Genomic DNA, 20603 nt, shown 5'->3' on the forward strand with positions numbered 1-20603 from the left:
CGACCTCATCGCGCGCGGCCGGTAGGGACACCGCGACCGCGCGGGGAGCCGCCGTCGACGGAAGCGAGAGAACCTTGACTTTCCTCACCATCGGTCACCGCGGGGTCATGGGTGTCGAACCGGAGAACACCCTGCGGTCGTTCGTTCGAGCGGAACGTTCCGGCATGGACGTCATCGCCCTGGATCTCCGGCTGAGCAAGGACGGCGCCCTCGTCGCCGTGCACGACTCCGACGTGGACCGGACCACCGACGGCTCGGGGGCCGTCGCCGATCTGACCCTGGCCGAGCTGCGCGAGCTCGACGCCGGTCAGGGCGAGCGCGTGCCGGTCCTGGAGGAGGTCCTGGACGCGGTCCGGGTGCCGCTCCAGGTGTCCGTACGGGACCGGGTGACGGCCGGCGTGCTGGCGGAGCTGATCCTGCGGCGCGACCTGACCGGCCGGGTGGACGTGGCCTCCGCCGACGAGGCGGTGCTCGCCGAGGTGGCCCGGCTGGTGCCCGGCGTACGGACCACGCTCTACGCGGTTCCCGGCGGCGGTACCGGGGGCATCGTGGACCGGGCCCTGGCCGTGGGCGCCGCGACCATCGCAGCGGACATCCACCTGCTGTCCCTGGAGACGGTGCAGTCGGCGCACGCGGCCGGGCTGCGGGTGACCGCCCGGGCGGTCAACACCCTGGATCAGCTGCGGCTGGCGCGGGCGCTCGGGCTGAACGGCGCGGCCACGGACCTCCCGGAGATCCGCAGCACGGGCCGGTTCACCGCCTGACGCTCAGCCGCCCTGAGGAGGCGTCAGAGCGCCTTGACGAGCAGCTCGAAGGCGAGGTCGTCGCGGAGCGGGACGCCGAAGCGCTCGTCACCGTAGGGGAAGGGGCTCAGCTCGCCGGTGCGCAGGTAGCCGCGGCGCACGTAGTAGGCGATGAGCTCCTCCCGTACGTTCACCACCGTCATCCGCATCTCCTTCGCACCCCACGTCTCGCGGGCGCGGCGCTCGGCCTCGGCCAGGATCTCCTTGCCGAGACCGGCGCCCTGGAGCCCGGGGCGGACGGCGAACATGCCGAAGTAGGCGTGGTCCCCGCGGTGTTCGAGCTGGCAGCAGGCGACGAGCTCGCCCGCGCGCTCGACGACGAGCAGGACGCTGTCGGGGCTTTCGATGACGCCCCGGACCCCGTCCGGGTCCGTGCGCTGGCCGTCCAGGTAGTCGGCCTCGGTGGTCCAGCCGGCCCGGCTGGCGTCCCCGCGGTACGCGGACTCGACGAGCACCACCAGTTCGGGTACGTCCGTCTCCACGGCGCTGCGGAAACTGAGGGCGGCGGACTGGGCGGTCGACATCGGGCGCTCCGTTCGATGCGGTGGCATATGACATGCCTGCTGCGGCAGGGAGAGCGTAACCCGGGTCCGCGTGAGCGCCGTGTGAGAGGGGCATCTCTCCCCGTGACGCCGACGAACCGGGAGGTTCCGCCGTGCACGGTTCCGCCACCTCCGTTTCCGACTCCGTGTCCGTTTCCGTGTCCGCCTGGCTGCTCGTCCTGTTGTGCGCGGTGAGCGGTGCGTACTGCCTCCGGCGGGTGCGCGCGTCGGGCGGCGCGGCCGCCGCGGAGGCGGTGATGGGCTTCGGCATGGCGCTGATGGCGGTGCCCCTCGCGCACGGCGACGGGTGGCGGGCTCCCGTCCTCGCGGTCGTGTTCTGCGGCGCGGCCCTGCACGCCCTGTGGCTGCTGCGGGACGGGGCGCACCACACGCACCACCTGGTGGGCTCCCTGACGATGGTCTACATGACCCTGACGGCGCTCTCCGGGGGCGGCCACGGGCACGGGCAGGGCGCCGGGCCGCCGCTGCTGACCGGGGCGCTCCTGCTCTACTACTCCGGGTACGTGGTGCTCGGCGGCACCCGGCTGGTCACCGCGGCCGGACCGGCCGGACAACAGGCCGCCGTGGGCGGGGGCGGACCGGGCGAGCTGATCCGCGCCTGCCGACTGGCCATGGGCATCGGCATGTTGGCCATGTTGCTGACGATGTGACGGGGCTCGCGGACGTGTCCTGCGTCACCAATGCCCCGAGGCCGTACCCGCAGGTAGTCCCGCGCTCATAGGCTGGCGGACATGATGGTCCCCGCCGCTCTCCTGATGCTCGGCGCCCTGACCGCGGTGCTCGCCCCCCGTCTGCTGGCCCGGGCCCGATGGCCCGAGCGAGAACCCGTCGTGGCGCTGTGGGCGTGGCAGTGCGTGGTCGGCGCGGTGCTCCTGTGCTTCGGACTGTCGATGCTGCTGAGCGCGGCGGCCGCCTGGCAGGCGGTCCGGGGCCGGCTGTTCGCCGCCGCCCCGCACGGGGTGGTCGACGCGTACGCCCTGGGCGCGTCCGGCGGGCCCTGGGCCGCGGTCACCGCGCTCGGGCTGGCCGCCGGTGCGCTGTGGACCGGGGCGATGCTGACCGGTGAGGTGCTGCGGGCGCGGGCCCGGCGGCGCGCGCAGGGCAGCGAGCTGCTGGTGCGGGCTCCACTGCTGCCCGGGGAGGACCCCTCGGGTGCGCGGCTCGTCGTCCTGGAGGGCCCGCGGCCGGACGCCTGGTGGCTCCCGGGAGCGGCCCCGCAGCTGGTGGTCACCACGGCGGCGCTGGGCCGGCTGAAGGGCAGCCAGCTGGACGCCGTCATGGCGCACGAGCAGGGGCACGCGGCGGCCCGGCACGACTGGCTGCTGCACTGTTCGCGGGCGCTGTCCCGGGGCTTCCCGCAGGTGCCGGTCTTCGCGGCCTTCGAGGCGGAGATGCACCGGCTGGTGGAGATGGCCGCCGACGACGTGGCCTCGCGGCGGTTCGGCCGGCTGACGATCGCGCTGGCGCTGGTCGGACTCAACGAGGACCGGGGGGTGTTCGGGGCCTCCACCCAGCAGGCCCACGTCCCGCAGCGGGTGCGGCGGCTGCTCGCGGCCGCGCCCCGGCTGTCGGCGGGCCGCCGGCTGCGCCTGACGGCGCTGGCCACGCTGGTCCCGGCGATCCCGCTGCTGGTGGCGTTCGTGCCGGGGCTGAGCGCACTGGCGTAGCGCGCCCGCGCACTGCGCCTGCGTAGTGCGGCCGCCTGGTGCGCCTGCCTGGTACGCCTCCGTCGTCCGCCCGTGCCGCGGCCCGGCGATCCGTGGGCCGATGCGAGGATCCACTCATGCGGAACAACCCCCTTCGGTGGGCGGGCATCCTCGCCGCGCTGCTCGTGTCGGTCCTGTCGGCTCTGGTGGTGGCGCGGTGGCGGCCGCTGTTCTCCTTCGACGGCCGGGTCGCCGGGGACCTGCACGCCCACGCCGTCACCCACCCCGGCGTCACCCAGGTCATACGGGTGCTCTCGGACTGGGTGTGGGACCCCTGGACCATGCGGGCGCTGGCCGCCGTCGCCTGTGGCCTGCTGTGGTGGCGCGGCGACCGGGAGCGGGCCCTTCGGGTGGCGCTGGCCGCCGTGGTGGCCACGGCGGTGCAGCAGGGGCTGAAGGCGCTGGTGGGCCGGGAGCGTCCGGTGTGGCCGGATCCGGTGGACTCGGCGCAGTACGCGGCCTACCCGTCGGGGCACGCCATGACGGCGACGGTGGTGTGCGGGATGCTCCTGTGGCTGCTCCCCCGGCCGGGCTCCCGACCGGGCTCCCGCGCGCTCCCCCCGCCTCTCGCCCGTCCGCTCCCGGCGTGGGCGCCGGCCGCCGGCTGGGCGGTGGCCGCGGTCTCGGTGCTCGGGGTCGGCTTCACCCGGGTGTACCTCGGGGTGCACTGGGCGTCCGACGTGCTGGCGGGGTGGCTGCTGGGCGTGGTCGTGGTGGCCCTCGCGACGGCCGGATCCGGCCGTCGGCGCGGGTCCGGCGCGGTGGGCCGGTGAAGGGTGTGGGGTACCTGCTCTGGGCGATCCCCCGTTTCACCCAGAGCAGGCGACCCCGTGCGCTGAGTATATTGGCTCTGAGCCAGTCAACGCAGGAGTAAGCATGGTCCCGCGCAGCGCATCGGTCAATGAAGAATTGCGCAGACGTTCCCGGGAGCGGCTGCTCCGGTCCACCGTCGAACTCGTCGCCGAGCGCGGCTACGAGGCCACGACCCTCGGCGACATCGCCGACCGGGCGGGCACCGCCCGCGGCCTGGTCTCGTACTACTTCCCGGGCAAGCGGCAGTTGCTGCAGTCCGCGGTGCACCGGCTGATGCACCTCACGCTGCACGCGGCGCTGGAGCGGGAGCCCCGTACCGACGACGGGCGGGAGCGGCTCGCGCGCGCCATCGACGCGATCCTCGGGCTGGCCCGGGACGAGCCGCTGCTGATGCGGACCCACATGGCGGGCATCCTCGCGGCCGAGGGCTTCGTGCAGTGTCCGGAGCAGCAGCGGCTGGCCGAGCTGCTGCGGGACACCGTCGCCCGGTACGGCTCGACGGACGTGGACGCGGACTATCCGCTGCTGCGGGCGCTGCTGATGGGCGCGGTCGTGGCGATCCTGCTGCCGGGCGCGCCGATGCCGCAGGCCCGGCTGCGGGCCGAGCTGTTCCAGCGCTACGGGCTGGACTGGGAGCTCGGCGTTCCGCCGGGCGGCGGGCCGCCCGGCGGAACGTTTCCCTCACACCCTTAGGACCAAGGCGTCAGCGGTACTCGGGCTGGCTCTGCACGTTGAGCCGGTCCATCCACACCCACTTGGCGCTGTCGGTGCGCCAGTCGTCGAGCCGCAACACGTCGAGGCCCTTGGCGATGTCGTTCGAGTAGATGTGCCCGTTGTAGTAGTACGCCGACCAGGACCCGCCCAGTCCGAGCCGGTCCGTCGTCAGCGGACCGCGCTCGAAGTACGCGATCTCCCTGGGCTTGGCGGAGTCGGTGAACTCCCATACGGACACGCCGCCCTGGTACCAGGCCTGCACCATGATGTCGCGGCCGCCGCCGACCGGGACCAGCGAGCCGTTGTGGGCCACGCAGTTCTCGGTGTCGGCCTGGTGGCGCGGGATCTTGAAGTAGCTGCGGAAGACGAGCTTGCGCTGGTCACCGCGGCCGGTGATGTCGTAGACCCCGTCGGCGCCCCGGTCGGGGCCGGTGGCCTCGTTGCAGGTGGCCCCGGAACCGCCGCCGAGCTCGTCGGTGAACACCACCTTGTTCGCCCGCTCGTTGAAGGTGGCCGAGTGCCAGAACGCGAAGTTCACGTTGTCCTGCACCCGGTCGATGACCCTCGGCTGCTCGGGCCTGCTGATGTCGAAGAGGATGCCGTCGCCCATGCAGGCACCGGCGGCGAGCTTCTTCGACGGCAGCACGGTGATGTCGTGGCAACCGGTGGTCTTGGAGACGCCGGGGTTGGTGGGTCCGCCCGGGTTGCCGCCGTCCGGGAAGAGGATCGGGAAGGCGACGACCGCGGCCTTCGTCGGCGCCTTCTTCGGGACCTTCACCACGGAGATGCCGTCGTGCGGCGGCTTGCAGTCGGGGAAGGCCTCGTTCGGGGAGTACGAGGCGACGTAGAGGTAGATGTCCTTGTCGCCCGGCACGAGGGTGTGGGTGTGGGAACCGCAGGCGGTCTCGACGGACTTGATGTACTTGGGGTTCTTCTTGTCCTTGATGTCGAAGATCTTGATGCCCTCCCACGAGGACTTCTCCGTCGCGGGCTGCGAGACGCTGTTGCAGGAGTCGTCGCTGCGCGAGGAGTCGGTGGAGAGGAAGAGCAGGTCCCCGTGGACGGAGACGTCGTTCTGGCCGCCGGGGCAGAGCACCTGGGAGACGGTCTTCGACGCCTTCGGGTTGGCGATGTCGTAGATCGTGAAGCCGCTGTAGCTGCCCGCGTAGGCGTACCTGCCCTGGAAGGCCAGGTCGGAGTTGATGTTCGCGGGATCGGTGCTGGGGATGTTGGCCAGGTGCTTGATGTTGCGGCTGTGCACGATCTCGTCCTGGCCGGGGATGTCGCCCGGAGCCGGTTCCCCGCCTTCGACGGAGTTCGCGCTCTGCCGGCTGCCGCTGCCGGGTGTTAAGTCACCCGGGTCGGGAGTGGCCGACGCCGGTCCGGCTGCCAGGAGCGTGGCGAGGAGCCCGGCCGCCGCGACGGCCACCCCCACCCTCCTGTTCCGCACTCTCCTGGTGTGTAGCGAGGTCACTGTGCCCTCCGATGGGAGCCAGATCGGTTCCGCTCACGAGGGAACGGAACCAGGACCCCGGCAGTATCTTCCCTTCATGGACATGGCAAAAGACCTCCGGGGCCGTGAGGCGTTACGTGCGCTGGTCCGCCGCTCCGCCGCGGCGGTCGCGACCGCCGGCCTCCTGCTGACGCTCGCCGGCTGCCAGGGCGGGGACGAGGGAGCGGACCGGGCGGCGGACGGAGGGGCCGTGGTCGTCGCCCCGGGCCGGCCGGGCGAGAAGGCGCGCACGCTCACCCCCGAGCAGGCCGCGAAGGCGAAGCCCGACGACAGCCCGAACGCCGCCGACCGCGCCTACGTGCAGCGGATGACCGAGCACCACCGGCAGGCGCTGACGATGAGCGCGCTGGCCCCGGAGCGGGCCGGAGCGGACGGGGTCAAACGGCTGGCGGACCGGATCTCGGCCGCCCAGCGGCCCGAAATCGGGGCGATGGAGAAGTGGCTGACCGTCCATCCGGCCCCGTCGGGGGAATCCGGCGGACACGACGGCGGGCACGACCACGTCGCCATGCCGGGCATGGCGACGGAGCAGCAGCTCAAGGAGCTGACCGGGGCGAGGGGAACCGATTTCGACCGGCTCTTCCTGACACTGATGACGGCCCACCACGAGGGCGCCGTGAAGATGGCCGGCGAGGTGCTGGCCGCCGGCAACAACGTGGCGGTCGAGGAGATGGCCACCGAGGTGGTGGCCACGCAGAGCGCCGAGATCCACCGGATGCGCGCGATGGGCTGACGGCGGAGGGGCCCGGTGTCATGCTGGGACCACCTGCGGGAGGAGCTCCGCCGTGCTTCGTGTCGCCGTCGTCGGATCGGGCCCCAGCGGGGTCTACGCGGCCCAGACGCTGGTCCAGCAGCGCGAGGTGCCAGGGGTCCGTGTCGACGTGCTGGACCGGCTGCCCGCCCCGTACGGGCTCGTACGGTACGGGGTCGCCCCGGACCACGAGAAGATCAAGTCGCTGCAGGGCAGCCTGCGCACCGTCCTGGAGGACGAGCGGATCCGCTTCCTCGGGAACGTCGAGGTCGGCGGGGCGGAGCTGTCCACGGAGCGGCTCCTGGAGCTGTACCACGCGGTGGTGTACTGCGTGGGCGCGGCGCGGGACCGGCTGCTGGGGATCCCCGGTGAGGAGCTGGCCGGGGTGCACTCCGCGACGGCCTTCGTGTCCTGGTACAGCGGCCACCCCGATGCCGTCGACGAGGTCTTCGACCTGCCCGGGGTGGATGCGGCGGTGGTCGTCGGAGCGGGCAACGTCGCGGTGGACGTGACCCGGATCCTGGCCCGCGGCACGGCGGAACTGGCGCCGACGGACATGCCGCAGCCGGCGCTCGGCGCGCTCGCGGACAGCGGGGTGCGCACGGTGACGATGGTGGCCCGGCGCGGCCCCTCGCAAGGCCGGTTCACCACCAAGGAGCTGCGCGAGCTGGGCACTCTGCCGGGGGTGGACGTCCGGGCGGACCGCGCCGAACTGGCGCTCGACCCCGTGTACACGGATCCGGGCGCGGCCGCGGCGCTACCGGCGGTGGCGCGGCGGAACCTGGAGGTGCTGCGCGGCTGGGCGGAGGCGGATCCGGGCGCGGAGCCGCGCCGCATCGCGCTGCGGTTCTACCTGCGTCCGGTGGAGATCCTCGGCGGGCCCGACGGGCGGGTCACCGGGATGCGCTTCGAGCGGACCGCCCCGGACGGGCACGGCGGGGTGACCGGTACGGGCGTCCACGAGGACGTCGAGGCGCAGTTGGTGCTGCGCTCGGTGGGGTACAAGGGCGTCCCGCTGGCCGGGCTGCCGTTCGACCCCGCGAAGGGGACGGTCCCGCACGCGGCGGGCCGGGTGGTCCGCGCGGGCCGGGCCTCGGTCGGCGAGTACGTGGCGGGCTGGATCAAGCGCGGCCCGACCGGGGTGATCGGCACGAACCGGCCGTGCGCGAAGGAGACCGTGTCCTCCCTGCTCCAGGACGCGGCGGTGCTGGCCCGGCGGGAGCTGCCCGGGGACCCGCTGGACGCCCTGCGGGCGGCGGGTCTGCGTCCGGTGGAATGGCCGGGCTGGCAGGCCATCGAGACGGCCGAGTCCGATCTGGGCCGCTCCCTGGGCCGCCGCTCCGTCAAGATCCCCGACTGGGCGGGGCTGTTGGGCGCCGCGGGGCTCCCGTAGGGGGCGTCGCGCATTAGAGTGCTGCGGTGATGCGCGGAAGAACTCTGGTACTTGCGGTGACCGTCGCGGCCTGCGCCGCCCTGTCGGGGTGCTCGGACGAGGGCGCCGACCGGGCCGCCGCCGCACCCGCGCCGGGCCCCACCGTGACGAGTACGGCCGCTCCCCGGGATGCGGCGGCCCTCGCCGAGCGCTACCGGCAGGCGGGCGGGGACGCCGACGTGTACGGCATCGAGCAGGTGCCGGGGCCGGACGGGGCATCGCCCCTGTTCGTCGTCCACACCCACGACCCGGACACGGACGACGCCCGGTTCAAGCGGCAGGCGGCGTCCATCACCGCGTACCTGACGCTCAGCGAGGGCGTCACACTGCCGCACGGCTACCGCATGGACGTCTTCGGCCCGGACGGCGGACTGCTCCACCGCTGGGACGCCACGACCTAGCAGAGCGCCGTCCCTCCGCGTGAGTACGTCCGGGTGGTCGTCCGGCCGGAATGCCCGCATGTGCGAGTGTCGCCGGGCCGGCCCTCGTGCGCGGGCCGATCATGTCGCTGGACCGAAGCCCCAGAGCAGCATGCGGATGGAGTGTCATGGAACCGAACGGATTGCGCCGGTCACGGGACCGGTGGCGGCCCTGGGTCCTCGGGACGGCGATGACGGCGCTGCTGGTTTCGACGCCGTCGTACGCCGCGGCGGCCGGGGCGGGCGCGGCCGTCCGGAACCCCCCGGGCATCGGGAACCGGGCTGCCGGGAGTACCGCCCCCTGCCCGGACCACGCCCTGGCCGGCGGCCACGGCTCGGGCGTCGCGTCCACCTCCGCTCCCGGCGGCCCGGGGTGGTGCCCCCCGCCCCAGTGCGATGCGGGGCCTCCCGTCTGCGAGGGCCCCGGCATCCTCCTCGGCGAGGTCACGGTGATCAAGGAGGACGGGCAGACCGGCGACCCGCTGGGCGGCGCCGTCTTCGAGCTCTGGGAGGAGACCAACGGCATCCCGGGGCTCCAGACCACCGGCGGCAACCCGGACACCCCGATCGGCTCCTCCTGCACCACGGCAGCCGACGGCACGTGCACCCGCACCCTGCCGACAGGCGTCTACTACTGGCTGGAGACCCAGGCCTCGCCCGGCTACGACCTGCCCCTGAACCCGGTGTTCGGCCCACTGGTACTGACGGAGGAGAACATCGCCGAAGGCGTGACGGCGACCGCCGAGAACACACCCACGGCTAGCCGGTGAGCCGTGCCGACTCGGCTTCGGCGGCCGTGAGGACGCTGTCCAGGAGGCCGGGGAAGAGGGCCTCCAGGTCCTCGCGGCGCAGGGCGTTGAGCTTGGTGGTGCCGCGGTAGGTCTGGCGCACGACTCCGCTCTCCCGCAGGACGCGGAAGTGGTGGGTGGTCGTGGACTTGGTGACCGGCAGGTCGAAGTACGAGCAGGCCAGGTCCGCAGCCGAGGCGGCCAGGTCCAGGACGATGGAGAGCCGGACCGGGTCGGAGAGCGCGTGCAGCACGCCCTCCAGCCTGATCTCGGCCGCTTCCGGGTGGGCGAGGGTACGGCCGGCGTCCCGTTCCGTCATGTCCCTGCTCCACTCACTCGGCTTGCTGCGGGCCCCCATCGTACGAGAGTCGTCGAAGAAGTCGGGGCACGCGCGGAAATCGGCGGGAACGGGGTGCGGCCCCTCCGCCGCGGGCGGAGGAGCGGCACCGTCGTCACCAGGAGCGGTGGTACGGCTCGGGCGTACGGATCTCCGCGCCCAGCTCGGCGGCCGCGCGGCGGGCCCAGTACGGGTCGCGCAGCAGCTCCCGGGCCAGCAGGACCGCGTCGGCCTCGCCGTTGGCCAGGATCTTCTCGGCCTGCTCCGGTTCGGTGATCAGGCCGACGGCGGCGACGGGGAGGGTCGTCTCCTCCTTGACCCGGGCGGCGAAGGGCACCTGGTAGCCCGGGCCGACCGGGATCGACACGCCGGGGGCGAGGCCGCCGGTGGAGACGTCGAGGAGGTCCACGCCGTGCTCCTGGAGCAGCCGGGCCAGCCGTACCGTCTCGTCGGCGGTCCAGCCGCCCTCCTCCAGCCAGTCGGTGGCGGAGATCCGGAAGAACAGCGGGAGCTCCTCGGGCCACACGGCCCGTACGGCGTCGACGACTTCGAGGGCGAAGCGGGTCCGGTTCTCGAAGGAGCCGCCGTAGGCGTCGGTCCGCTTGTTGCTGTGCGGGGAGAGGAACTCCCCGATGAGGTAGCCGTGCGCGCCGTGGATCTCGACGACCTCGTAGCCCGCCGCGAGCGCGCGCTCGGTGGCGGCCGCGAACTGCGCGGTGATCTCCGCGATCTCGTCGACCGTCAGCTCGTGCGGCACGTGGCTGCCCTCGCCGAACGGGACGGCGCTCGGGGCGACGGGCTGCCAGCCGTGCGCCTCGGGTCCGACCGCGCCGCCGCCCTTCCAGGTGCGGTCCGTCGAGCCCTTGCGGCCCGCGTGCGCGATCTGGATGCCGGGGACGGTCCCCTGGGCCTTGAGGAAGGAGGTGATCCGGCGCAGCGCCTCGACCTGGGTGTCGTTCCAGATGCCGAGGTCGTAGGGGGTGATCCGGCCTTCCGGGGAGACCGCGGTGGCCTCCTGGATGATCAGGCCGGTGCCGCCGACGGCGCGGGCGGCGTAGTGCGCGAAGTGCCAGTCGTTCGCCACGCCCGCGTTCGGGCCGGACGCCTCGGCGCTGTACTGGCACATGGCCGCCATCCACACGCGGTTCGGGACGGTGACCGAGCGGAGGCCGTACGGGGTGAACAGGGCGGCGAAGGCGGCAGGGGCGGCGGGGGCAGCACTCATCAGGGCTCCAGGGGTCACCGGGCGCGCCGGGGATCGGCGGCTGAGTTCGAGACTCACCGTACTACGAATTCCTTCGTACTACGAGACCTCTCGTACAAGCGCGTCGAGCTCCGCGCGCAGCGCTCCCGCCAGGGCCCCCAGGTCCGGGACGGCCGCCGCGTCGGCGACCAGCCCGTAGTGGACGGTCCCCTTGTACGTCGACACCGCGACGGCCAGCGACTGTCCGCAGGCCAGCGGGGCGAGCGGGTAGACCTCGCGGACCCGGCTGCCGCCGAGGCTGAAGGTGAAGCCGGGCAGCGGGACGCTGGTGACCAGGATGTCGAAGAGCAGCCGGGCGGCCTGCGCCACCAGCGGGCCGCCGAGCCGGTGACCCAGCGGGTGGACGTGGTCGGCGAGCAGGGCGACGGCCCCGGCGCCGCGCGCGGGCCCGGCGTCCTTGTTGCGGTCCATCGCCGCGCGGACCCGGTCCAGGCGCAGCAGCGGGTCGCGCTCGGCCAGCGGCAGCCGCAGCAGGTAGCCGGAGAGCCGGTTCCCGCCGCCGGCCCCGCGCCGGCCCCGGCGGGACACGGGAATCAGCGCGCGCGGGCCGGGCCCTGTCGGCGCGGGATCGCCCCGCTCCTCCAGCCAGCGCCGCAGCGCCCCCGCGACCACGGAGATCAGCACGTCGTTGACGGTGCCGCCGGCGGCCTTGCGGACCAGGTTGACCTCGTCCAGGTCGAGGGCGAGGCCCGCGACGGCCCGGGTCCCCGGACCGGCCGGGTCCGCGGTGAGGGCCGCGGGGACGCCGAGCGGCAGCCCGGCGCGGGCCACGGCGGCCCCGATCTCCAGGGCCTGGCCGACGTCCTGGACCCGGGCGGCCAGGGTTCCGGGGAGCCGGCGCAGGGCCGAGCCGGCCCGCTGCTCGGGGACCGGGCGGGCCGGGGTGCGCGGGGCCGGCCCCTCGTCGAAGAGCGCGGCCGCCAGGGCCAGCGCGCCCAGGCCGTCGGCGAGGGCGTGGTGGAACTTGAAGAGCACCGCGAAGGAGTCCGGGTCCGGCCCGGCCAGCACGTGGGCCTCCCAGGGCGGCAGCTCCCGGTCCAGGGGCCGGGCCATCAGCGGGCCGGCGGCGGTGTGCGGGTCCGCCGCGTCGGTCCGTACGAGGAAGACGTGCCGCGCCGGGTCGAAACCGGGGTCCGGCGACCAGGCGGCCGCGCCGACCGGCAGCAGCACGTCGCGGATCCGGCGACGCAGGCCCGGCACGGTGGCGCAGCGGGCGGCGAGCAGTGCGGCGGCGCGCTCGGCGGCTCCGGGGTCGGCGCCGCCGGGTCCGGCGGCGGACCCGGCTGCGGAGAAGACGGCGAGGGCGCCGAGGTGCATGGGATGGGCGGCGGATTCGATCCGCCAGAAGGCGAGGTCGAGCGGTGACAGGTGCTCGGTGGCCACGTAGGTCCTCTCGCGTGCGGCGACGGCAGCAATGCAGTGGCTTGAAGTCAACCCACTCCGAACGCCTACGTTCAAGTAGCAACGATTTCCGGAGAGTAAATGATCGGTATCGATCAGCTATGGAAAGGGTCGGTGCCGTCCGCCGGGCCGCTGTCAGAGGGTGGGTGCAGACTGGCCGGAAAGACGCTTCACGAGGTCCGGAGGTGCCGGCCATGCCTGATGTGCTGTTGCTCGTGGGAACCCGGAAGGGACTCTTCGTCGGCCGTCGGAGAGGGGACGGCCCGTGGAGGTTCGACGGGCCGCATTTCAACGCCCAGGCCGTCTACGCGGTCGCCGTCGACCGGCGGGGGCCGGCGCCCCGGCTGCTGGTCGGCGGGGACAGCACGCACTGGGGGCCGTCCGTCTTCAGCTCCGACGACCTCGGGGCCACCTGGCGCGAACCCGCCACGGCCGCCGTGAAGTTCCCCAAGGACACGGGCGCCTCGCTGGAGCGGGTCTGGCAGCTCCAGCCGGCCGGGCCCGAGGCCCCGGACGTGGTGTACGCGGGGACGGAGCCGGCCGCGCTGTTCCGCTCGACGGACCGGGGCGAGTCCTTCGAGCTGGTCCGCCCGCTGTGGGAGCACCCGAGCCGCGGCGACTGGGTCCCGGGCGGTGGCGGTGAGGGTCTGCACACGGTGATCACCCATCCCGGCGACCCGGACGCGGTGACGGTGGCCGTCTCCACCGCCGGCGTGTTCCGGACGAAGGACGGCGGGGCCAGCTGGACCCCGTCCAACGACGGGGTCTCCGCGGTGTTCCTGCCGGACCCGAACCCCGAGTACGGCCAGTGCGTGCACAAGATCGCCCAGGACGCCGGGGACACCGACCGGCTCTACCTGCAGAACCACTGGGGCGTCTACCGCAGCGACGACGCGGGGGGCCGGTGGACCGACATCGGCGGCGGGCTCCCCTCCGACTTCGGCTTCGCGGTGGCCGCGCACCCGCACCGGCCGGACACCGCCTACGTCTTCCCGCTCAACGCCGACTCCGACCGCGTCCCGGCCGAGCACCGGTGCCGGGTCTTCCGCACCCGGGACGCGGGCGAGAGCTGGGAGCCGCTCTCGAAGGGACTGCCCTCCGGGGACCACTACGGCACGGTCCTGCGGGACGCGCTGTGCACGGACGACGCGAACCCCGCGGGCATCTACTTCGGCAACCGCAACGGCGAGCTGTACGCCAGCCACGACGACGGCGAGAGCTGGCAGCTGCTGGCCGAGCACCTCCCGGACGTGCTGTGCGTACGGGCGGCGACCATCGGCGGGTGATGGTGAACCCGCGTCGTTCGTGCGTCGTACGGTGAGGGCATGTCCGAGACGACACTTGGCATCACGACGGGCGCGGTGGCCCGCCACCTGGGCGTGTCGCCGACCACGCTGCGGTCCTGGGACCAGCGTTACGGCATCGGCCCGGCGGCGCGCGAGGACGGGCGGCACCGCCGCTGGACCTCCGGGGACATCGCGATGCTGGAGGAGATGTGCCGGCTCACCGCCTCCGGTGTGCCGCCCGCCGAGGCGGCGCGGGCGGTCAGTGCGGTCCGGGGCGGGCGCCCCGGCGCGGTCGCGGGTCAGGAGCCCGGGGCGGGTCCGGTGGGCCGGTCCGGGCCGCCCCGCCCGCCCGGACCGGCCGACGGGCTCGTGCGCCCCGGCGCCGTACCGCGCGGGCAGGACGGGCCGGACGAGCGGGACGTGCTCCGGGAGAGCCGGGGGCTGGCCCGCGCCGCCGTACGCCTCGACGGCCCGGCCCTGGACACGCTGCTGGGCGACCTCATGGCGGGCCACGGGCTCGTCACCGTCTGGGAGGAGGTGATGGTGCCGACCCTGCACGCCGTGGGGCGCAAGTGGCAGTCCTCCGGCGACCGTTACGTCGAGGTGGAGCACCTGCTGTCCTGGCACGTCTCCACCGCGCTGCGGCGCGTGCCGCCCGCCCCCGCACGGCGGACCTCCGCTCCCCCGGTGCTGCTGGCCTGCGTTCCGGCCGAGCAGCACACGCTGCCCCTGGAGGCGCTGGCGGCGGGGCTCGGCGAACGCGGCCTGCCGGCCCGGATGTTCGGCGCGGCCGTCCCCGCCGAGGCGCTGGACGCCGCCGTGCGGCGCACGGGACCGGCCGCCGTCGTGCTCTGGTCCCAGGCCCGGTCCACCGCCGACCACGCGCTGGCCCGGTACGTCGCCGAGAGCGCCTTCGGGGTCAAGGGGGCGCGGACGCACCCCGTGATGGTGCTCGCCGGCCCGGGCTGGGCGGGCCGCGCCCCGGGTCCCGGCGCGCTGCGCCCCGGTGGTCTGCGGGAGGCGCTCGACCTCGTCTCCCGCCTCTACAAAGGCGGCTAGGCGCAGCCGCTGGAGGCCGCGCCGGGCATGGCTCTTGACCGTGCCCAGCGGCAGGCCCGTGCGGTGGGCGATCTGGACCTGGGTCAGGTCGGCGTAGAAGGTGAGGGCCAGCACCTCGCGCTGGACGCGCGGAAGGCGCGCGAGTTCACGGGTGACGAGGAGCCGGTCGAGGGCCCGCTCGCACCCGTCGGGCGCCGGGGCGGCCGGTGGCAGGGCCGCTCCGGCCGCGGCGGCCAGGTCGAGCCTGCGCGTCCGGGCGGTGAGTGCGTCGGCGATCTTCCGGCGGGCGATGCCGACCAGCCAGGCGGGGACGGGCCCGCGCTCGGGGCGGTAGCCGGCGCGGCCGGACCACGCCGCGAGGAAGACCTGCTGGGTGACGTCCTCGGCCTCCCGGGCGTCGCCGAGGGTGCGGGCGGCCAGGTGGTGCACGAGGCGGCTCCAGCGCCGGTGGGCCAGGGCGAAGCAGTCCGCGTCGCCCCGCCCGATCCCGCGGCCGATCTCCTCGTCCGACAGCGGCTCCCGGAGCGCGCCCGAACCCCCGGCCGGGACCCCGGCCGAAAGCGCCTCGGTCGTGCCGGCTGCTGCGCTCATGACGACTCCGCCTCCTCGCCGCTGCCGGGAGCTCGGCCGCTCCCGCCCCCTCAGGCTCCGGCGCGGGAAGGAGACGCTTCAACTCGCATCGTTCGTGCGTCGTCCTGCGCTCCGGCGCGGCCGACGGGCAGGGCGGGTCAGTCCCGGCCCCGGGCGTGGCGGAAGCGGGCCAGGCCGTCGGCGAGGGTCACGATCGGGTCGGGGTACGCGCAGGCGTCCCGCTCCGGGCCGGTGAGCTTCCACGGCTCGTGGATCGTCCCGGCGGGCAGGCCCGCGAGCTCGGGGACCCAGCGGCGGACGTAGGCCCCGTGGGGGTCGTACCTCCGGCCCTGGAGGACGGGGTTGAGGACCCGGTTGGGCCGGGTGTCGGTCCCCGTGCCCGCCACCCACTGCCAGTTGAGCTGGTTGTTCGCCACGTCGCCGTCCACGAGGAGGTCCAGGAAGTGGCGGGCGCCCTCGCGCCAGTCGACGTACAGCGTCTTCGTGAGGAAGGACGCGGCGATCAGGCGTCCCCGGTTGTGCATCCAGCCCTCGTGGGCCAGTTGCCGCATGGCGGCGTCCACCACCGGGTAGCCGGTCCGTCCCTCCCGCCAGGCGCGGAGGTCGGCCTCCGCCTCGGCGCCCCGCCGCCAGTGGTCCTGCCGGGGCCGGTAGTCCGCGGTGGCCGTCTCCGGCCGGGCGGCGAGCACCTGGTGGTGGAAGTCCCGCCAGCACAGCTGCCGTACGAAGGCGCCGGCGCCCGCGCCGCCGCGGGCCTTGGCCCGGTGGACGGCCTCGGTGGCCGACAAGGCGCCGAAGTGGAGGTACGCGGACAGGTGGGAGGTGGCGTCGCCCGCGAGGTCGTCGTGGCGTTCCTCGTAGGTGTCGGCGAGCCGCGACAGCCAGCTGCCGAGCCGCCGGCGGCCCTCCCGCTCCCCACCCGTGGGGAGACCCTCGGACACGTCCCCCGCGGAGGCCCGCGACGGCAGCGCCTCGGAGCGCACCCCGCGGACCACCCGAACGGCCCGGGGGGCGGCGAGGGGCGTACGCAGCGACTCGGCGGCCCAGCGCCTGAAGTACGGGGTGAAGACGGCGAAGTGGTCGGATCCCTGCGGGGTGACGGCGCCGGGCGGCACGGCCGTGGTCACCCCGTCGTGTACGTAGAGGCGGCGGCCGTCGGACTCCAGGGCGTGCCTCAGCCGTGCCTCGCGGTCGCGGGCGAAGCGGGAGCACCCGGCCGCCATGTGCACCTCGTCCGCATCGGCCTGCCGCGCCACGGCGTGCAGCTCGGCGACCGTGTCCCCGGTGCGCACGACGAGCCGGCCGCCGCGGTCGTGCAGGCCGGCGTCGAGGTCGGCGAGGCAGTCGGCGAGGAAGGCGAGCCGGTTGGGTGCCGCGAACCCCGAGCGGTCCACGGCGGGGTCCCGGACGAACAGCGGCACCACGTCGTGCGCCGCCGCCAGGGCGGCGCGCAGGGCAGGGTGGTCGTGCAGGCGGAGGTCGGAGGTGAAAAGGACGACGGAGTTCATGGCGCCACTCCCGGCGATCGGCCACCCGGCGGGCGCGCGCGGCGGCGGCGGGTGGGCTGCGTGCGGACTTGCCGCCCTCACTTCCGCCCGCCGTCGCCTCCCGGATGCACCACGGGCCCCGCTGTTCCCACAGCGCTCTCCCGCACCGGTTCGTCCGCCGTCTGTTCGGCGGTGCGCGCGATGTTCCGCGCCATGCCGCCGAAGACGACGGCGTGGAACGGCGCCACGCTCCACCAGTACAGCTGTCCCGCCAGGCCGCGCGGGTGGAAGAGGGCCCGCTGGCGGTAGAGCGTGCCGCCCGTGGCGTCGCGTTCGACGCGCATCTCCAGCCAGGCGAGTCCGGGGAGCCGCATCTCCGCGCGCAGCCGCAGGAGGCGTCCCCGCTCGATCTCCTCGACCCGCCAGAAGTCGAGCGTGTCGCCGACCCTCAGCCGGTCGGCGTCGCGTCGGCCCCGGCGCAGCCCCACGCCGCCGACGAGCCGGTCGAGCTGGCCCCGTACCGCCCAGGCCAGCGGGAAGGAGTACCAGCCGTTCGTCCCGCCCACCCCCTCGATGACCCGCCACAGCTGGTGCGGGGTCGCCGGGACGGACTGCTCGCGCTCGTCGGTGTAGAGGCTGCCGCCCGCCCAGTCGGGGTCGGTGGGCAGGGGGTCGCTCGGGGCGCCGGGCAGTGAGGCGTTGGACCAGCGGGTGGTGACGCGTGCCTCCTTGACCCGTTCCAGGGCGAGCGTGAGCGCGCGGTCGAAGGGCACGGGCGTCCCCGGCGCGTCGGGCACGTACCGGCGGATGTCGTGTTCCGCGCAGACGACCTCGTACTTCAGCGATTCGGCGAGCGGCCGCGCGAGGGCGGCGGGCACGGGCGTGACCAGGCCGATCCAGTGGCTGGACAGGCGCGGGGTGAGCATGGGGACGGGCAGGATGAGCCGCCTGGGCAGTCCGGCGACGGTCGCGTAGCGCATCATCATGTCCCGGTACGTGAGCAGGTCGGGGCCGCCGATGTCGAAGACCCGGCTGACGTCCTGCGGCATGCGGGCGCTGCCGACGAGGTAGCGCAGCACGTCCCGTACGGCGATGGGCTGGACGCGGGTGCCGACCCAGCTCGGCGTCACCATCACGGGGAGCCGTTCGGTGAGGTAGCGGAGCATTTCGAACGAGGCCGATCCGGAGCCGATGACGACGGCCGCGCGCAGTACGGTCGTGGGCACGCCGGAGGCGAGCAGGATCCGGCCGACCTCGGCCCGCGAGCGCAAGTGCGGGGAGAGTTCCTCCTCGGGCACGTCGCGCGGGGTGAGGCCGCCGAGGTAGACGATGCGGCCGACCCCGGCGGCGCGGGCCTCGGCGGCGAAGGTCGTGGCCGCGCGCCGGTCGGTCTCCTCGAAGTCGCGCCCGGCTCCCAGGGAGTGCACCAGGTAGTAGGCGACGTCCACGTCGCGCAGGGCGGGACGCAGGCTCTCCGCGTCGGTGACGTCACCGCGGACCACCTCGGCCCGGCCGGCCCACGGGTGGTCCCTGAGGTGGGCCGGGGTGCGGGCCAGGCAGCGCACGCGGTGTCCGGCGTCGAGCAGCTCGGGGACGAGCCGGCCCCCGATGTAGCCGCCCGCGCCGGTGACCAGGCAGCGCAGTCCGGTGACCGGGGCGGGAGTGGGGGTGGGGGTCGGGTTCCGGGGATGCGTGCTCACGGCCTGTGCTCCGATCGTTGCGTCCCGGGACGGCGGCCGGCGGGCGCCGGACGGGTCCCCTTCGCCCATCCTTCCCCGTTCACGCCCGGAACGGATGCGGACAGGGCCGGGCAGCCCAACGCCGGCCCGATCGGCAGGCCCCCCAGCCCCCTAGGGCAGCCGCCAGTCGACCGGCTGGGTGCCCTGGCGGGCCAGTAGGTCGTTCGCCTGGCTGAAGGGGCGCGAGCCGAAGAAGCCGCGGTCCGCCGACATCGGCGAGGGGTGCGCCGACTCGACGGCGGGCAGGTCTCCGAGCAGCGGCCGCAGGTTGCGCGCGTCGCGGCCCCACAGGATCGACACGAGGGGCGTGCCCCGGGCGACGAGTGCCCGGATCGCCTGCTCGGTCACTTCCTCCCAGCCCTTGCCGCGGTGCGCGGCCGGCTTTCCGGGTGCCGTCGTCAGGGCCCGGTTGAGCAGCAGCACGCCCTGCCGGGTCCACGGGGTGAGGTCCCCGTTGGACGGCCGGGGAAGTCCCAGGTCGGAGTTCATCTCCCGGAAGATGTTCTCCAGGCTGCCGGGCAGCCTGCGCACCTCCGGCGCGACGGCGAAGCTCAGGCCGATGGCCATCCCCGGTGTGGGGTAGGGGTCCTGTCCGACGATCAGGACGCGGACGTCGTCGAACGGCTGCTGGAAGGCGCGCAGTACGTGCGCGCCCGCCGGCAGGTAGGTCCGGCCCGCGGCGATCTCCTCGCGGAGGAAGTTCCCCATGGCCGCGATGTGTCCGGACACGGGTTCCAGGGCCTTCGCCCAGCCTGCTTCAACGAGTTCATTCAAAGGTCGTGGTGCCACGCTGTGTCACTCTACTGGTCCAACAGGGTGGCCGGGCGCCTACCGTCGGTCAGTTGACGGTATCTGCTCTTCATCGGATAAATGCGGACAGATGCCGCCTGAGAAGGCCCTGCCCGAACACCTTGTTCCGATAAGCCAGTAGCATGCGGCGCCATGAGCTCCCCCACTGGGCCCGCAAATGGCCTGCCCGTACGAATGCCGCGACCCCGCCAGACCGGACGGCACCGCCGGCCCGAGCCCGCGGCGGCGCCCGAGGGCGCGCCCGCGCTGGTGCTCGCCGTGCCCGGTGCCCCCTCGGCCGCCTCGCGGCAGCTGGCGGAAGAGATCATCAGCATCGGCCGCTCCGAGCTGCCGGGCCTCGACGCCCGCATCGGTTTCCTCGAGGGTGACGACGCCTCCGAGTTCCCGTCCCTGTCCGGCGTACTGACCGCCGTCGCGACCGAGCGTGCCGCGCGCGCGGAGTTCGCCCGCGCCGCCGGCCACGAGGTGCCCGCGCCGACCGGCCCGGACGCCGTGGTCGTGCCGCTGCTCGCCGGTCCGGACGGAGATCTGCTCCGCCGGATCCGCCAGGCGCTGATGGACTCCTCGGCCGCCGCCGAGCTGGCCGACGTGCTCGGCCCGCACCCGCTGCTCGCCGAGGGCCTGCACGTGCGGCTGTCCGAGGCCGGCCTGGCCCGCGCCGACCGCGCCCGGCTCTTCACCGTGACCACCGCCGCCGACGGCATCGTCCTGGCCACCACCGGTGGCGAGGAGGCCGTGCAGGCCGCCGGGATCACGGGCATGCTGCTCGCCGCCCGGCTCGCCGTGCCCGTGATGGCGGCCGCGCTGGACCAGGAGGGCTCGGTGGCCGCCGTCGCCGAGCAGCTGCGCGGCGAGGGCTCCACGCAGCTCGCGCTCGCCCCGTACCTGATCGGCCCGGAGGCGGCCGACGGACTGCTGGACACCGCTTGCAAGGAAGCCGACTGCGCCACCGCCGAGGTGCTCGGGGCCTACCCGGCGCTCGGCAAGCTGGCCGTCGCCCAGTACGCCGCGGCCCTCGGGATCGCCCAGGGCGCCGCTGCCCACTGAACCGTCCGTCCGTGACGGAGAAGGCCCTCGCCGACCCTGGTCTCCAGGGCTCGCCGGGGGCCTTCCCCGTGGCCCCGTAC

Annotated in this window: 20 protein-coding genes and 1 pseudogene; 12 read left to right on the forward strand and 9 right to left on the reverse strand. The window is 74.4% G+C overall.

Annotated elements, in window-relative coordinates:
* Positions 1-74 precede the first annotated feature (74 nt).
* Positions 75-764 carry a glycerophosphodiester phosphodiesterase gene (locus ACFYZ4_RS02280; protein ID WP_390782747.1) on the forward strand — a complete coding sequence of 230 codons (690 nt, stop codon included), beginning with the start codon at positions 75-77 and terminating at the stop codon, positions 762-764.
* A gap of 23 nt (positions 765-787) precedes the next feature.
* On the opposite strand, the gene ACFYZ4_RS02285 is transcribed toward ACFYZ4_RS02280, so the two are convergent.
* A complete protein-coding gene (locus ACFYZ4_RS02285) occupies positions 788-1327 on the reverse strand; it encodes a GNAT family N-acetyltransferase (RefSeq protein ID WP_351286854.1) in 540 nt (179 codons plus the stop codon).
* A gap of 164 nt (positions 1328-1491) precedes the next feature.
* Between ACFYZ4_RS02285 and ACFYZ4_RS02290 the strand changes: the two genes are divergently transcribed.
* The 4 genes from ACFYZ4_RS02290 (at position 1492) to ACFYZ4_RS02305 (ending at position 4578) form a co-directional block, all read left to right on the forward strand.
* On the forward strand, positions 1492-2016 hold the full coding sequence (locus tag ACFYZ4_RS02290; RefSeq protein WP_390782748.1) for a DUF5134 domain-containing protein: 525 nt from the start codon (positions 1492-1494) through the stop codon (positions 2014-2016).
* 81 nt (positions 2017-2097) lie between these two features.
* The gene (locus ACFYZ4_RS02295) at positions 2098-3033 is read left to right on the forward strand and encodes a M48 family metalloprotease (protein WP_351286858.1); all 936 of its coding nucleotides are present in this window, start codon (positions 2098-2100) and stop codon (positions 3031-3033) included.
* A 116-nt stretch (positions 3034-3149) separates the two neighbouring features.
* The gene (locus tag ACFYZ4_RS02300) at positions 3150-3845 is read left to right on the forward strand and encodes a phosphatase PAP2 family protein (protein ID WP_384350795.1); all 696 of its coding nucleotides are present in this window, start codon (positions 3150-3152) and stop codon (positions 3843-3845) included.
* Between the two features lie 103 nt (positions 3846-3948).
* Complete coding sequence (locus ACFYZ4_RS02305) at positions 3949-4578, forward strand: TetR/AcrR family transcriptional regulator (RefSeq protein WP_390782749.1); 630 nt, start codon at positions 3949-3951, stop codon at positions 4576-4578.
* A 10-nt stretch (positions 4579-4588) separates the two neighbouring features.
* On the opposite strand, the gene ACFYZ4_RS02310 is transcribed toward ACFYZ4_RS02305, so the two are convergent.
* On the reverse strand, positions 4589-6073 hold the full coding sequence (locus tag ACFYZ4_RS02310; protein ID WP_390782750.1) for an LVIVD repeat-containing protein: 1485 nt from the start codon (positions 6071-6073) through the stop codon (positions 4589-4591).
* 76 nt (positions 6074-6149) lie between these two features.
* On the opposite strand from ACFYZ4_RS02310, the gene ACFYZ4_RS02315 reads away from it, so the two are divergent.
* From ACFYZ4_RS02315 to ACFYZ4_RS02330, 4 genes are all read left to right on the forward strand, one after another.
* Entirely contained in the window at positions 6150-6845 is a 696-nt protein-coding gene (locus tag ACFYZ4_RS02315) for a DUF305 domain-containing protein (protein ID WP_390782751.1), read from the forward strand.
* A gap of 52 nt (positions 6846-6897) precedes the next feature.
* Entirely contained in the window at positions 6898-8256 is a 1359-nt protein-coding gene (locus tag ACFYZ4_RS02320; protein ID WP_390782752.1) for an FAD-dependent oxidoreductase, read from the forward strand.
* Positions 8257-8285: 29 nt separating this feature from the next.
* Positions 8286-8696, forward strand: coding sequence for a hypothetical protein (locus tag ACFYZ4_RS02325; RefSeq protein WP_351286867.1), 411 nt, complete (start codon positions 8286-8288; stop codon positions 8694-8696).
* A gap of 146 nt (positions 8697-8842) precedes the next feature.
* On the forward strand, positions 8843-9484 hold the full coding sequence (locus ACFYZ4_RS02330) for a prealbumin-like fold domain-containing protein (RefSeq protein ID WP_390782753.1): 642 nt from the start codon (positions 8843-8845) through the stop codon (positions 9482-9484).
* Here ACFYZ4_RS02330 and ACFYZ4_RS02335 read toward each other — a convergent pair.
* From ACFYZ4_RS02335 to ACFYZ4_RS02345, 3 genes are all read right to left on the reverse strand, one after another.
* Positions 9474-9821, reverse strand: coding sequence for a helix-turn-helix transcriptional regulator (locus ACFYZ4_RS02335; RefSeq protein WP_351286869.1), 348 nt, complete (start codon positions 9819-9821; stop codon positions 9474-9476). The genes ACFYZ4_RS02330 and ACFYZ4_RS02335 overlap by 11 nt on opposite strands.
* Before the next feature lie 133 nt (positions 9822-9954).
* Positions 9955-11064: an NADH:flavin oxidoreductase/NADH oxidase gene (locus ACFYZ4_RS02340; protein ID WP_390782754.1), complete on the reverse strand. Its 1110-nt coding sequence runs from the start codon at positions 11062-11064 to the stop codon at positions 9955-9957.
* Positions 11065-11142: 78 nt separating this feature from the next.
* Positions 11143-12486 (reverse strand): wax ester/triacylglycerol synthase family O-acyltransferase, encoded by a 1344-nt coding sequence (locus ACFYZ4_RS02345; RefSeq protein WP_390782755.1) that lies wholly within the window; start codon positions 12484-12486, stop codon positions 11143-11145.
* A gap of 212 nt (positions 12487-12698) precedes the next feature.
* On the opposite strand from ACFYZ4_RS02345, the gene ACFYZ4_RS02350 reads away from it, so the two are divergent.
* Together ACFYZ4_RS02350 and ACFYZ4_RS02355 are read left to right on the forward strand one after the other, a co-directional pair.
* Complete coding sequence (locus tag ACFYZ4_RS02350; RefSeq protein ID WP_390782756.1) at positions 12699-13790, forward strand: WD40/YVTN/BNR-like repeat-containing protein; 1092 nt, start codon at positions 12699-12701, stop codon at positions 13788-13790.
* 39 nt (positions 13791-13829) lie between these two features.
* Positions 13830-14849, forward strand: coding sequence for a MerR family transcriptional regulator (locus tag ACFYZ4_RS02355; RefSeq protein WP_390782757.1), 1020 nt, complete (start codon positions 13830-13832; stop codon positions 14847-14849).
* Here ACFYZ4_RS02355 and ACFYZ4_RS02360 read toward each other — a convergent pair.
* The 4 genes and pseudogenes from ACFYZ4_RS02360 to ACFYZ4_RS02375 form a co-directional block, all read right to left on the reverse strand.
* A pseudogene (locus tag ACFYZ4_RS02360) lies at positions 14850-15440 on the reverse strand (RNA polymerase sigma factor); the annotation flags it as partial.
* Positions 15441-15577: 137 nt separating this feature from the next.
* A complete protein-coding gene (locus tag ACFYZ4_RS02365; RefSeq protein ID WP_390782758.1) occupies positions 15578-16948 on the reverse strand; it encodes a cryptochrome/photolyase family protein in 1371 nt (456 codons plus the stop codon).
* A 77-nt stretch (positions 16949-17025) separates the two neighbouring features.
* Positions 17026-18696, reverse strand: a complete 1671-nt coding sequence (locus ACFYZ4_RS02370; RefSeq protein ID WP_390782759.1) for an SDR family oxidoreductase — start codon at positions 18694-18696, stop codon at positions 17026-17028.
* 81 nt (positions 18697-18777) lie between these two features.
* Positions 18778-19455 (reverse strand): uracil-DNA glycosylase, encoded by a 678-nt coding sequence (locus ACFYZ4_RS02375; protein WP_384344976.1) that lies wholly within the window; start codon positions 19453-19455, stop codon positions 18778-18780.
* Positions 19456-19608: 153 nt separating this feature from the next.
* Between ACFYZ4_RS02375 and ACFYZ4_RS02380 the strand changes: the two genes are divergently transcribed.
* Positions 19609-20523 carry a hypothetical protein gene (locus ACFYZ4_RS02380; RefSeq protein ID WP_351286883.1) on the forward strand — a complete coding sequence of 305 codons (915 nt, stop codon included), beginning with the start codon at positions 19609-19611 and terminating at the stop codon, positions 20521-20523.
* The last annotated feature ends 80 nt before the right edge of the window (positions 20524-20603 follow it).

Origin of the sequence: Streptomyces sp. NPDC001513 (assembly GCF_042894695.1) — a bacterium.
In the GTDB taxonomy this organism is placed as follows: domain Bacteria; phylum Actinomycetota; class Actinomycetes; order Streptomycetales; family Streptomycetaceae; genus Streptomyces.